The sequence below is a fragment of the Micromonospora sp. NPDC023633 genome, assembly GCF_040640035.1.
In the GTDB taxonomy this organism is placed as follows: domain Bacteria; phylum Actinomycetota; class Actinomycetes; order Mycobacteriales; family Micromonosporaceae; genus Micromonospora.
Window position 1 is genome coordinate 65,205 of the sequence record NZ_JBFABB010000010.1, and the last position, 14,855, is coordinate 80,059.

Annotated in this window: 1 protein-coding gene; it reads left to right on the plus strand. The window is 75.9% G+C overall.

Annotated features, from left to right (window positions below; translation table 11 throughout):
• Positions 1 to 19: 19 nt before the first annotated feature.
• Positions 20 to 14,830, plus strand: coding sequence for a type I polyketide synthase (locus tag AB0G13_RS04945; RefSeq protein ID WP_357869012.1), 14,811 nt, complete (start codon positions 20 to 22; stop codon positions 14,828 to 14,830).
• Positions 14,831 to 14,855: the final 25 nt, after the last annotated feature.

Below are 14,855 nucleotides of genomic sequence, written 5' to 3' on the forward strand. Positions count from 1 at the left end.
CCCGATACGGAGTGGCCCGATGCCCACTGAGGAAGAGTTCCTCGACTACCTCCGGCGTGCCGCGACCGACCTGCGCGAGGCGCGGCGGCGGGTGCGTGAGGTGGAGGCGAAGGACCGCGAGCCGATGGCCGTCGTCGGCATGGCCTGCCGGTTCCCCGGCGGCGTCCGTGGCCCCGACGACCTGTGGAACCTCGTCGCCACCGGCGGGGAGGGGCTGGGCGACTTCCCCACCGACCGCGGCTGGGACCTGGAGCGGCTGTTCCACGTCGACCCCGACAACCCCGGCACCTCGTACACCGACAAGGGCGGCTTCCTCTACGACGCCACCGGGTTCGACCCCGGCTTCTTCGGCATCTCACCGCGCGAGGCGCTGGCGATGGACCCGCAGCAGCGGCTGCTGCTGGAGAGCGCGTGGGAGGCGTTCGAGTCCGCCGACCTGGACCCGCAGCGGCTACGCGGCAGCCGTACCGGCGTCTTCGCCGGGGTGATGTACCACGACTACGCCTCCCGGGTGCTGGACCTGCCCGAGGGTGTCGAGGGGTACCTCGGTACCGGCAACTCCGGCAGCCTCGTCTCCGGCCGGGTCGCCTACACGTACGGACTCGAGGGGCCGGCGGTCACCGTCGACACCGCCTGCTCGTCGTCCCTGGTCGCCGTGCACCTCGCGGTGCAGGCCCTGCGCCAGCGCGACTGCGACTTCGCCCTGGCCGGCGGTGTGACCGTGCTGTCCACCCCGGGCGTCTTCGCCGAGTTCTCCCGGCAGCGCGGCCTCGCTTCCGACGGGCGGTGCAAGTCGTTCGCGGCCGCCGCCGACGGCACCGGCTGGGCCGAGGGCGTGGGCGTGCTGCTGCTCCAGCGGCTCTCCGACGCCCAGCGCGACGGCCGGCGCGTCTACGCAGTGATCCGGGGCAGCGCGGTCAACCAGGACGGGGCGAGCAGCGGCCTGACCACACCCAACGGCCCCAGCCAGGAGCGGGTGATCCGGCAGGCGCTGGCCAACGCCCGGCTCGCCCCTGCCGACGTGGACGCCGTCGAGGCGCACGGTACCGGCACCACTCTCGGTGACCCGATCGAGGCGCAGGCCCTGCTCGCCACGTACGGGCAGGACCGGGCCGGGGCGGAGCCGCTGTGGCTCGGCTCGGTCAAGTCCAACCTCGGCCACACCCAGGCCGCCGCCGGAGTGGCCGGCCTGATCAAGATGGTGATGGCGATCCGGCACGGTCGGCTGCCGGCCACCCTGCACGTCGACGAGCCGTCCCCGCACATCGACTGGTCGGCCGGGGCGGTATCGCTGCTCACCGAGGCCCGGCCCTGGCCGGCGACCGGCCGGGCACGCCGGGGTGCCGTGTCGTCGTTCGGCATCTCCGGGACGAACGCCCACGTCATCGTCGAGCAGGCCCCCGCCGTCGAGGAACCCGTGTCGCCGGCGGACGTCGCCGCGCCGCCGCTGGTCCCCGTCCTGTTGTCCGCCCGCAGCCCGGAGTCGCTCACCGCGCAGGCCCGCCGCTGGGCGGACCACCTCGCCGCCGACACCTCCGTCCGCCCGGTCGACGTCGCCGCGTCCTCGCGTGCCCGCGCCGGGCTGGACCGGCGTGCCGTGGTGCTCGCCGAGGACCGCGCCGACCTGCTCGCCGGGCTGCGCGCCCTCGCCGACGGCGAGCCGGTCGCCCCGGTGGTCACCGGCACGGTCAGGCCCCGGGGCCGGGTCGCGTTCCTCTTCTCCGGGCAGGGTGCCCAGCGTGCCGGCATGGGCCGGCAGCTCGCCGAGGCGTACCCCGTCTTCGCCGCCGCCCTCGACGAGGTCTGCGCCGCGCTCGACCCGCACCTGCCGCGGCCGCTGCGCGAGGTGATGTTCGCCGAGGCCGGCACGGCCGAGGCCGAGCTGCTGCACCAGACCGTGTTCACCCAGGCCGGCCTGTTCGCCGTCGAGGTGGCCATGTTCCGGCTGGCCGGATCCTTCGGCCTCGTCCCCGACTTCCTGGTCGGCCACTCCATCGGCGAGCTGGCCGCCGCGCACGTCGCCGGGGTGCTCTCCCTCGCCGACGCTGCCACGCTGGTCGCCGCCCGGGGACGGCTCATGCAGGCCCTGCCGGCCGGTGGGGCGATGCTCGCCGTCGCCGCCGACGAGGCGAGCGTGGTCGGGTCGCTGGCCGGCGTCACCGGCCGGGTCGGCGTCGCCGCCGTGAACGGCCCCGCCGCCGTCGTCGTCTCCGGCGACGCCGAGGCGATCGACGAGCTGGCCGAACTCTGGTCCGGCCGGGGCACCCCCACCCACCGGTTGCGGGTCAGCCACGCCTTCCACAGCGAGCTGATGGGCCCGATGCTCGCCGAGTTCGCGGCCGTCGCGGCCGGGCTCACCTTCCGGCCGCCGACCGTGCCGATCGTGTCGAACCTGACCGGCCAGGTCGCGGCGGCGGAGCAGCTGTGCAGCCCCGAGTACTGGGTGCGGCACGTGCGGGAGGCCGTCCGCTTCGCCGACGCCGTCGCCTGGCTCGCCGACGCCGGCGTGGGCACCTACGTCGAGCTGGGTCCCAACGGGGTGCTGACGGCCATGGCCCAGAGCTGCCTCAACGACCCGACGGCCCTGCTCGTGGCGCTGGCCCGCAAGGACCGGTCCGAGCCCCGCGCCCTGCTGGAGGCCCTCGCCCAGTTGCACGCCGAGGGCCTGCACGTCGACTGGGACGCCCTGCTCGCTGGCACCGGCGCCCGCCGGGTCGACCTGCCCACGTACGCGTTCCAGCACCAGCGGTACTGGCTGGAGCCGGTCGGCCGGATCGCCGACGTCTCCGGCGCCGGTCTCGGTGCGGCCGGGCATCCGCTGCTCGGCGCGGCGGTCTCCGTGGCCGGCGAGGACATGGTGCTGCTCACCGGCCGGCTGTCCCTGGCCACCCATCCATGGCTCGCCGACCACGCCGTCTCCGGTGTCGTGGTGCTGCCCGGCACCGCGCTGGTCGAGCTGATGGTGCGCGCCGGCGACGAGGTGGGCGCGTCCCGGGTACGGGAGCTGACCATCGCCGCACCGCTGACCCTGCCCGAGGGCGGTGGCGTCCGGGTGCAGGTGCGGGTCGGCGTGGCCGACGACGCGGGCGCCCGCACGGTGACCGTGCACGCCCAGGCCGAGGACGACCCCGACACCGGCTGGGTCCGGCACGCCGAGGGCGTGCTGGAACCGGCCGTCGACGACGAGCCCGGCCTCGGCGCGTGGCCGCCCGTCGCGGCCACCGAGGTGGACCTGGCCGGGTGGTACGACGCGCTGGCCGGGCGTGGCCTGGCGTACGGGCCGGCGTTCCGGGGACTGCGCCGGCTGTGGACCGGCGACGGCGAGGTGTACGCCGAGGTCGCCCTGCCCGAGGAGACGACGGAGCACGCGGCCGCTTTCGGGGTGCACCCGGCGCTGCTGGACGCCGCCCTGCAGCCGGTCGGACTGCTGATCGACGGGGCGGAGGGCGGGCCCCGGGTGCCGTTCGCGTTCGAGGGCGTGCAGGTGCACGCGTCCGGGGCGGCGGCGCTGCGGGTGCGGCTGACCCGCGACGGCTCCACGGTGCGGCTGGTCGCCGTCGACACCGCCGGCGCGCCGGCGGTGTCGGTGGACTCCCTCGTCCTGCGGGAGATGACCGGCCTGACCGCCCCGAGCGTCGCGAGCCGTTCACTGTTCGAGGTCGTCTGGCAGGCCGAGGACGTCGTGGCCGTCGAGGACCTGGACGGCTGGGCGCTGCTCGCCGGCCCGGCCCGGACCGACCCGGCCGAGCTGCCCGCCTTCGCGGACGTGGCGGCGGTCCTGGCCGCCGTCGAAGCGGGGCAGGAGCCGCCGCGCGCCCTCGTGCTGTCGGTGGCCGGTCGGTCCGACGTCGATCCGCCCGAGGCGGTGCGCGCCGCCACCGCCCACGCGCTCGGCGTGGTCCAGGGGTGGCTGGCCGCCGAGGCGCTGGCCGACTCCCGGCTGCTGGTCCTCACGGCGGGCGCGGTCGCCACCCGGGACGACGACCCCGTCACGGACCTGGCCGGCGCCGCCGTGTGGGGGCTGCTGCGCTCCGCGCAGTCCGAGCACCCGGACCGCCTCGTCCTGGCCGACCTGGACCGGGACTTCGACGCGGACACCCTCACCGTCCTGGCCGGCGCCGCAGCGGACCCGGCCGCGACGGGCGGACAGGTGGCGCTGCGCGGCGGCGAGGTGCTGACCCCGAGACTGGTGCGCACCGCGGCACCGGCTGCCGGGGACCGGGGCGGCGACGAGACCGGACCGGCCCTCGGCGAGGGCACCGTCCTGGTCACCGGCGGCACCGGCGCGCTCGGCGCCCTCGTGGCCGAGCACCTGGTCACTGCGTACGGTGCGCGGTCGCTGCTGCTCGTGTCCCGGCAGGGCCCCGACGCCCCCGGCGCGGGCGAGCTGACCGCGCGGCTGACCGGCCTGGGTGCCCGCGTCGAGGTCGTCGCTGCCGATGTCGCCGACCGGGACAGGGTCGCCGCGCTGGTCGCGGGCGTCTCCGGCCGGTTGGCCGGCGTGGTGCACACGGCCGGCGTGCTCGACGACGGGGTGGTCTCGGCGACCAGCCCGGAGCGGCTGGCCGGGGTGTTGGCGCCGAAGGCGACCGCCGCCTGGTGGCTGCACGAGGCCACCCGGGACCGGGACCTCGATCTGTTCGTGCTCTTCTCGTCGATCGCCGGGGTGCTCGGCTCGCCCGGGCAGGCCGCGTACTCGGCGGCGAACGTGGTGCTCGACGCCCTTGCGGCGTACCGCCGGCAGGCCGGGTTGCCGGCGGTCAGCCTGGCGTGGGGCATGTGGGACACCGACGGCATGGCCGCCACCGTCAGCGACACGGACCGGGCCCGGTCCACCCGGGCCGGCATCACCCCGATGAGCGCCCCCACCGGCCTGGAGTTGTTCGACGCTGCCCTCGCCGCCGCGCGGCCGGCCCTGGTGCCGGCCGTGATCGACGTGCCGGCGATGCGGGCGCAGGTCGTCGCCGGCCGGGTGCCGTCGTTGCTGCGGGTGCTGCTCGGCGCGGTCACCGCCCGCCGGCAGGCCGGCAAGGGCAACTGGGCCGACCGGATCGCCGGGTTGGCGCCGCAGGATGCCCGCGACCAGGTCGACGTCCTCGTGCGCACCCTCGTCGCGCAGGTCCTCGGCCACGGCGGAGCCGACGCGGTGCCCGCAGACCGGGCGTTTCGGGAACTGGGCTTCGACTCGCTGACCGCGGTGGACCTGCGCAACCGGATCAACGCCGCCACCGGGCTGCGGCTGGCCTCGACGCTGGTCTTCGACTATCCGACCCCGCAGATCCTCGCTGGACAGGTGTACGCGGAGCTGGCCGGCGGCCGGTCCGCCAGGGGCCCGCGCGCCGACGCGGCGAGCGCCACCGGCCGGGACGAGCCGATCGCGATCGTCGGCATGGCCTGCCGGTTCCCCGGCGGGGCGGACAACCCCGACCAGCTGTGGGAGCTGCTGGCCACCGGTGGGGACGGTATCGGGGAGTTCCCCGCCGACCGGGGCTGGGACCTGGACACCCTGTTCGATCCGGACCCGGACAACAGCGGCACCTCCTACACCCGGCACGGCGGCTTCCTGTACGGCGCCGCCGAGTTCGACCCCGGGTTCTTCGGCATCAGCCCGCGCGAGGCCCTGGCGATGGACCCGCAGCAGCGGCTGCTGCTGGAGAGCTCGTGGGAGGCGTTCGAGTCCGCCGGCCTCGACCCGCACCGGCTGCGCGGCAGCCGCACGGGCGTGTTCGCCGGCGTCATGTACCACGACTACGCCTCCCGACTGATGAACCTGCCGGCCGAGGTGGAGGGCCACATCGGCACCGGCACCTCCGGCAGCGTCCTGTCCGGGCGGATCGCGTACACCCTCGGCCTTGAAGGCCCGGCCGTCACCGTCGACACCGCCTGCTCGTCGTCGTTGGTCGCGTTGCACCTGGCGGCACAGGCGCTGCGGTCGGGGGAGTGCGACTACGCGCTGGCCGGCGGTGTGACCGTGATGGCGACGCCCGGCACGTTCATCGAGTTCTCCCGGCAGCGCGGCCTGTCTCCCGACGGCCGGTGCAAGGCGTTCGCCGGGGGCGCCGACGGTACGGGCTGGGGTGAGGGTGTGGGCATGCTGCTCGTGCAGCGCCTCTCCGACGCCCAGCGGGACGGCCGGCGGATCTACGCCGTCGTGCGCGGCACGGCCGTCAACCAGGACGGCGCGTCGAACGGGCTGACCGCCCCGAACGGGCCGTCGCAGCAGCGGGTGATCCGCCAGGCACTGGCCAACGCGCGGCTGACCACGGCGGACGTGGACGCGGTCGAGGCCCACGGCACCGGCACCACGCTGGGCGACCCGATCGAGGCGCAGGCACTGCTGGCCACCTACGGGCAGGACCGGCCGGCCGACCGGCCGCTGCTGCTCGGGTCGGTCAAGTCGAACATCGGCCACACCCAGGCCGCCGCGGGCGTCGCCGGGGTGATCAAGATGGTGCAGGCGATGCGGCACGGTCTGGTGCCGCCGACCCTGCACGTGGACGAGCCGTCCCCGCACGTCGACTGGACCGCCGGCGCGGTCGCCCTCGCCACCGAGCCGACGCCCTGGCCGGCGGTCGGCCGGCCCCGCCGGGCCGCGATCTCCTCCTTCGGCATCAGCGGCACCAACGCCCACGTCGTCCTGGAGCAGGCGCCCGAGCCGACTGCAGCCAAGTCCCAGCCCGGTGTCGTCGACGATGCCGGGCTCGTCCCGCTCGTGCTGTCCGCCACCGACCCCGCCGCGCTGCGGGAGCAGGCCGTCCGGCTGCGCGCGCACCTCGCTGCGCACCCGGAGATCGAGCCGGCGGAGGTGGCGTACGCCCTCGCCACCACCCGGTCCTCGTTCCCGCACCGGGCCGTCGTGCTCGGTCCGGACCGAGCCGATCTGGTGAAGGGACTCACCGCCCTGGCCGACGGTGAGTCCACCGCCACGGTGGTGACCGGCACGGCGCTCCGCAACACCGCCCCCGTCTTCGTCTTCTCCGGCCAGGGCTCCCAGTGGCCCGGGATGCCCGTGGAACTGTTGGACACCTCCCCGGTGTTCGCCGCGTCCGTCGCCGAGTGCGAGGCCGCCCTTGCGCCCTGGGTGGACTGGTCGCTGATCGACGTGCTGCGCGGCGCCGAGAACGCCCCGCCGCTGGTCGACTCGGGCGTGGTGCAGCCCGCCCTGTGGGCGGTGACGGTCTCCCTGGCCCGACTGTGGCGTTCGCTCGGCGTACGCCCAGGCGGGGTGGTCGGGCACTCCCAGGGCGAGATCGCCGCCGCCTGCGTGGCCGGCGCGCTCTCCCTGGCGGACGGCGCCAGGATCGTCGCCCTGCGCAGCCAGGCGCTCGACGAAATCGGCGGCACGGGCGGCATGGTCTCCGTGGCCCTGCCCGCCGAGCAGGTCCGTGAGCTGCTGGCCCGGTTGCCGGGGCGGCTGTGGGTCGCCGTGGTCAACGGTCCCGGGTCGGCGGTGGTCGCCGGGGATCCCGACGCTCTCGCCGAACTGCTCGCCGTCTGTGCGGCCGACGGCGTGCGGACCCGTCCCATCGCCGTCGACTACGCCTCCCACACGCCCCAGGTCGAGGGCGTCGCTCAGCGGCTGCTGGACAACCTCGCCGGGATTACCGCCCGCCCCGCCGAAGTGCCGTTCTACAGCGCCACCGGCGAGCAGACCGACACCGCTCTCGACGCCAGCTACTGGTACCGCAACCTGTGTGAGACGGTGAACTTCGAGCACGCTGTCCAGAACCTGCTCGCCGACGGTCACCGGGTCTTCCTGGAGATCAGCCCGCACCCGGTGCTCAGCGTCGACATGCGGGAGACGATCGACGCCAGCGAGCACGAGGCGGCGGTGGTCGACTCGCTGCGCCGCGGCGCGGGCAGCTGGTTGCGGCTGTTCACCGCCCTGGCCGAGCTGCACGTGCGTGGGGTGGACGTCGACTGGAACGCCGTCTGCGGGGTACGTACCGGCCCCGCCGCGCCGCTGCCCACCTACGCCTTCCACCGCCAGCGGTACTGGCCGGAGGCGCCCGTGCGGACCGGCCCGGCGGCGACCGCCGAGGACCCGGTCGACCGGCAGTTCTGGGACGCCGTCGAGCGCGCCGACGCCACGGCGCTCGCCGCCGCCATGCGCGTCGACGAGGCCGGGACCCGCGCGCTCGGTGATGCGCTACCCATCCTCTCCTCGTGGCGTCGGCGGCGGCGCGACGAGAACACCGTGGACGGCTGGCGCTACCGGGTCCAGTGGAACCCCCTGCCCGCGGTGCCGGCGACCTCGCTCGGCGGCACGTGGCTGCTCGTCGCGCCCACCGCGTACCTCGACCATCCGCTGGTCGGGCAGGTCGCCGAGGCCCTCGGCGAGGCCGGGGCCGACGTGCTTCCCCTGACCGTCGCCGACCCCGACCGTCGGGCGCTCGCCGCGCAGCTCGCCGCGGCCGGCACCGACGCCGTCACCGGCGTGCTGTCCCTGCTCGCTCTCGACGAGACCGACCACCCCGACCGGCCGGTCGTCCCCGTGGGCCTCGCCGGCACCCTTGCCCTGGTGCAGGCCCTCGGCGACCTCGGGATCACCGCGCCGCTCTGGTGCGCCACCAGCGGCGCCGTCTCCGCCGGCCGCGCCGACCCGCTCGACCATCCCCGGCAGGCCCTGGTCTGGGGGCTGGGCCGGGTTGCCGCCCTCGAGCACGTCGACCGCTGGGGCGGGCTGATCGACCTGCCGTCCCCCCTGGACCGGCGCTCGCGCGGCCGGCTGGCCGCCGTGCTCGCCGGAGCCGGCCACGAGGACCAGGTCGCCGTGCGCCCCTCCGGGCTGTACGTCCGCCGGCTCGTGCGCGACGCCGGTGCGGAAGCCGCCCGGGAGGCCACCGGCTGGCGGCCCTCGGGGACCGCCCTGATCACCGGCGGCCTCGGCGCGATCGGCGCGCACGTGGCCCGCTGGCTGGCCCGCGACGGCGCGTCCCACCTGGTGCTGACCAGCAGGCAGGGCCCAGCGGCGGCCGGCGCCGCCGAACTGGAGGCCGAGCTGACCGCGCTCGGCGCGACCGTCACCATCGCCGCCTGCGATGTGGCCGACCCGGTCTCGCTGCGCGCCCTCATCGACCGGCTCGCCGGCGACGGGGTCCGCGTCGACGCCGTGTTCCACGCCGCCGGGGTGGCCCCCGCCGGCCTGCTCGCCGACACCGACCTCGCCACGCTCGCCGACGGCCTGCACGCCAAGGTCGCCGGCGCGGTCAACCTCGACGCGTTCCTCGGCGATGTGAGCGCGTTCGTGCTCTTCTCCTCGGGCGCCGGCGTCTGGGGCGGCGGCCTCCAGGGCGGTTACGCCGCCGGGAACGCCTTCGTCGACGCCCTCGCCGAGGACCGGCGCCGCCGTGGCCTGGCCGCCACCGCGGTGGCCTGGGGCGCGTGGGACGGTGGCGGCCTGCTGGAGACCGAGGGCGCTGCCGACCAGATGTTCCGCTCCGGCGTCCGCCCGATGCGCCCCGACCTGGCAGTCTCCGTGCTGGCTCACGCACTCGCCCACGACGAGACCACCCTCACCGTCGCCGACATCGCCTGGGACCGGTTCCACCAGACCTTCGCGATGACCCGCCCCCGGCCGCTGATCGAGGACATTCCCGAGGTCGCCCGGATCACCGACGCCGCCCAGAACCGCGACGACGAGACGCCGGTCCAGGCGTCTCCGCTGCGCGGCCGGCTCGCCAGCCTCGCCGAGCCGGAACGCCGTCGCACCCTGCTGGAACTGGTCCGGGTGCAGGCCGCGGCCGTGCTCAGACACGACTCCGCCACTGCCATCGGCGCCGACCGACCGTTCCGGGAGATCGGCTTCGATTCGCTCAGCGCCGTGGAACTGCGCAATCGGCTCGGTGAGGCCGTCGGGTTGCGGCTGCCCGCCACCCTGGTCTTCGATCAGCCCACACCGGCGCTGCTCGCCGCCTGGCTGGCCGACCGCATCCTCGGTGTCACCGAGCAGGCCGCCACGCCCACGCAGACCGCCGCCGCCCTGGACGAGCCCATCGCCATCGTCGCCATGAGCTGCCGTTACCCCGGCGGGGTGGCCAGCCCCGAGGACCTGTGGCGGCTGGTCGCCGAGGGCCGCGACGCGATCGCCGGGTTCCCGGCCGACCGGGGCTGGGACCTGGACGCCATCTACGACCCCGACCCCGACACCCCCGGCACCTCGTACGTGCGGGAGGGCGGCTTCGTCTCCGACGTCGGCGGGTTCGACGCCGGCCTGTTCGGCATCTCGCCCCGCGAGGCGTTGGTCATGGACCCGCAGCAGCGGCTGATGCTGGAGACCGGGTGGGAGTTGTTCGAGCGGGCGGGCATCGCCCCCGCCGACATGCGGGACAGCAACACCGGCGTCTTCGTCGGCACCAACGGCCAGGACTACGCGACCCTGCTGATGGCCGTGGGGGCCGAGACCGAGGGCTACCAGTCGACCGGCAACGTGGCGGCGGTGGTCTCCGGTCGGCTCTCCTACACCTTCGGCCTGCAGGGGCCGGCGGTCAGTGTCGACACCGCCTGCTCGTCGTCGCTGGTCGCCCTGCACCTGGCCGTCCAGTCGCTGCGGGCCGGCGAGTGCGACATGGCGGTCGCCGGCGGGGTGACCGTGATGGCGACCCCCGGCCCGTTCCTGGAGTTCGCCCGGCAGCGCGGCCTCGCCTCCGACGGGCGGTGCAAGTCGTTCGCCGGGTCCGCCGACGGCACCGGCTGGGGTGAGGGCGCCGGCCTGCTCCTCCTCCAGCGCCTTTCCGACGCCCAGCGGGACGGCCGGCGGATCCTCGCCGTCGTACGCGGCTCCGCCACCAACCAGGATGGCGCTTCCAACGGGCTCACCGCCCCCAACGGCCCTGCCCAGCAGCGGGTCATCCGGCAGGCCCTGGCGAACGCCCGGCTCGCCCCCGCCGACGTCGACGTCGTCGACGGCCACGGCACCGGGACCAGGCTCGGCGACCCGATCGAGGCGCAGGCGCTGCTCGCCACGTACGGGCAGGAGCGGCCCGCCGACCGGCCCCTGCTGCTCGGGTCGATCAAGTCCAACATCGGTCACACCCAGGCCGCGGCCGGAGTCTCCGGGGTCATCAAGATGGTGATGGCCCTCCAGCGCGACCTGCTCCCGCCCACCCTGCACGTCGACGAGCCGACCCCGCACGTCGACTGGTCGGAGGGCGCCGTCGCGCTGCTGGCCGAGGCGCGGCCGTGGCCGCAGGTGGGCCGCCCGCGTCGGGCCGCGGTGTCGGCGTTCGGGGTGAGCGGCACCAACGCCCACGTCATCATCGAACAGGCCCCCGAGCCGGCGGACGCCACCGAGCCGGCAGCCGACGCCGACAAGGCGCCCGCACTGTCGCCACTGCCCTGGGCGGTCTCCGGCAACGACGAGGACGGGCTGCGCGCCCAGGCCGCCCGGCTGGCCGACTGGGCGTCGACCGGACCGGCCGCGGACGCCGCCGTCGCCCGGGCGCTGGCCACCGGCCGGTCCCACCTGCGGCACCGGGCCGTGCTGCTGGCCGCCGACCGGGAGGCGTACGTGGCCGGGCTGCGGGCGCTCGCCGCCGGGCAGAGCCACCCCACCCTCACCCGGGGCACCGCCCAGCCCGGCGGCACTCTCGCCGTGCTCTTCAGCGGCCAGGGCGCCCAGCACGCCGGGATGGGCCGCGAACTGTACGACACGTACCCCGTCTTCGCGGAGGCCCTCGAGGAGGCCTGTCAACACCTCGACGCCCACCTGCCCCGGCCGCTGATGCAGGTGCTGTTCGCCGCCGAGGGCAGCACCGAGGGCGCGTTGCTCGACCAGACCGTCTTCACCCAGGCCGGGCTGTTCGCCGTCGAGGTCGCCCTGTACCGGCTCCTGGAGAGCTGGGGTGTCGTGCCCGACCTGGTGGCGGGGCACTCCGTCGGCGAGATCGCCGCCGCCCACGTCGCCGGCGTCCTCACCCTCCCGGACGCCTGCACCCTGGTCGGCCACCGGGGCCGGCTCATGCAGGCCCTTCCGGCCGGCGGCGGGATGCTCGCCGTCGCCGCCGGTGAGGACGAGGTCACCGACACCCTCACCCCGTACGCCGACCAGGTGGCCGTGGCCGCCGTGAACGGCCCGGCCGCCGTGGTGGTCTCCGGCGACGGCGACGCGCTCACCGAGCTGGCCACGCACTTCACCGCCCTCGGGGTACGCACCAAGCGGCTGAACGTCAGCCACGCGTTCCACAGCCCGCTGATGGAGCCGATGCTGGCCGAGTTCGCCGCCGTCGCCGCCGCTGTCGACTACGCCCCGCCGGCCATCCCGCTGGTGTCCAACCTGACCGGCCGGGTCGCCGACCCCGACCTGCTCTGCACCCCCGACTACTGGGTACGGCACGTCCGGGAAGCCGTCCGGTTCGCCGACACCGTCACCCACCTGCACACCCTCGGTGTGTCCGCCCTGTTGGAGGTGGGCCCCGACACCGTGCTCACCGCCCTGGCCACCGAGGCCCTGCCGGACGACGACCGCACCCTGGTCACCGGGGTGCAGCGCCCCGGCCGGGGCGAGGCGGCAGCCCTGCTCGGCGCACTGGCCCGGCTGCACTGCCACGGCGTACGGGTCGACTGGGCCGCGCTGCTACCCGCTGCCGACCAGGTCGCCCTGCCCACGTACGCCTTCCGGCACCAGCGGTTCTGGCCGGTCGGCGACGGCGCCGTGGTCAGCACCGCGCCGACCGCCCCGGTCGGCGGCAGCGTCGACGAGGCGTTCTGGCAGGCCGTGGCCGACGACGACGGCGACGGGCTGGCCGCCCGTTTCGGGGTCGACCCGGACCAGCCCCTGCGCGCCCAGCTGCCCGCCCTCGCCCGGTGGCACCGGCAGCGGCAGACCGACGCCGTGGTCGACGGCTGGCGCTACCGGATCACCTGGCCGCAGCGGCAGCTCACCGCCGGTTCCGCCACCGGCGACTGGCTGCTGGTCGCCCCGGCGGGGACGGCCACGGACACCACCGACCGGATCGCCGCGCTGCTCGGCGAGCACGGCGGCAGCATCCGTACCCTCGCCGTCGACCCGGCGACCGTCACCCGTGCCGGTCTCGCCGGGCTGCTGACCCTGCCTGCCGGGACGACCACCCGGATCGTCTCGCTGCTCGCCCTCGATGAGCGGCCCCACCCCGACCACCCGGCGGTGCCCGCCGGCCTCACCGGCAACCTCGCCCTCATCCAGGCCGTCACCGACACCGCCCCGGCCGGGCCGCTCTGGCTGCTCACCCGGCAGGCCGTCGGCACCGGACCCGGCGACCCGCTCGCCCGGCCCGCCCAGGCCACCACCTGGGGCCTCGGCCTGGTCACCGCCCTGGAGCACCCCGCCCACTGGGGTGGCCTGCTCGACCTGCCGGCCGAGCTGGATTCGGCCGTCGGGGGGCACCTGCTACGGGCGCTGACCAACACCGACGGCGAGGACCAGCTAGCCGTCCGGCCCCTCGGGGTGCACCTGCGGCGGCTCACCCGGGCAGCCCGCGGCGAGGCGCCCAGCGTCCCGGCCCGGCAGTCACCCGACACGGTGCTCATCACCGGCGGCACCGGCGCCATCGGCCGGTACGCCGCCACCTGGTTCGCCCGGCACGGCGCCCGCCGGCTGATCCTGGTCAGCCGGCGCGGCGGGGACGCCCCCGGCGTCGCGGACGCCCTGGCCGAGCTGGCCGACCTCGGCGCGCAGGCCCGCGTCGTCGCCTGCGACCTGGCCGACCGGGACGCCGTCGCCGCACTCGTCGACGGGCTGCGCCGCGACGGCGAGACGGTGCGCGCCGTCGTGCACGCCGCCGGCGTCGGCAGGCTCAACCCGGTCAGCGTGGTCGACACCGACGAACTCGCCGACGTGGTGGCCGCCAAGACCGCCGGTGCCAGACACCTCGACGAGTTCCTCGACCCGGACGACCTCGAGCTGATCGTCTACTTCTCCTCCATCGCCGCGGCGTGGGGCGTCGGCGACCACGGCGCGTACGCGGCGGGCAACGCCTTCCTCGACGCGTGGGCGCAGTCCCGGCCCACAGGCCGGGCGCGGGTGCTCTCCGTCAACTGGGGACCGTGGGCCGGCGGTGGCATGGTCAGCGACGAGCACGCCGTGGCGATGAGCCGACGCGGTGTCAGCCTGCTCGACCGGGAACCGGCGATGGCCGCCCTGCGCGCGGCGATCGACGGCGACGGCACCGTGCTCGCCGTCGCCGACGTCGACTGGGCCCGCTTCGCACCGGTCTTCACCTCCGCCCGGCCCCGGCCACTGATCAGCGACATTCCCGAGGTGGCGGCGCTGCGCACCGGCCCCGATCCGGCCGCCGACGGTGACGGCGAGGTCCTCACCGGCCTTCGAAAGCGCCTCGCCGACCTCAGCGTCGCCGATCAGGCCCGGCTGCTGGTCGACCTGGTCCGCACCGCCGCCGCCGAGGTCATCGGCCACGACAGCCCGTACGCCCTGGAGGCCGACCGGCCGTTCCGCGACCTCGGGTTCGACTCTCTGACCGCCGTGGAGCTGCGCGGGCGGTTGGCGAGGGCCACCGGCCTCAACCCGGCCAGCTCGGTGGTGTTCGACTACCCGACCCCGCAGGCCCTCGCCGAACATCTGCGCGCAGAACTGGTCAGCGAGGCGTCGGTGGAGGCGCTGCCCACGGTCGAGGAGCTGGACCGGTTGGAGACTGCCCTCGCCGGGCGCGAGCTGGACGACCTCGGCCGGGTCCGGGTCACCATGCGGCTGCACCGGCTGCTGGAACGCCTCGGCGCCGCCGAGCAGGGCGCGGGGGAGCGGCCCGGCGAGGCCGCCGACGTGGTCGACCGGCTGCGGGTGGCCAGCAACCAGGAGCTGTTCGATCTCATCGACCAGGACCTCGGGCTCTCCTGAGCCGCCCGGGGACCTGTGGTGTCAC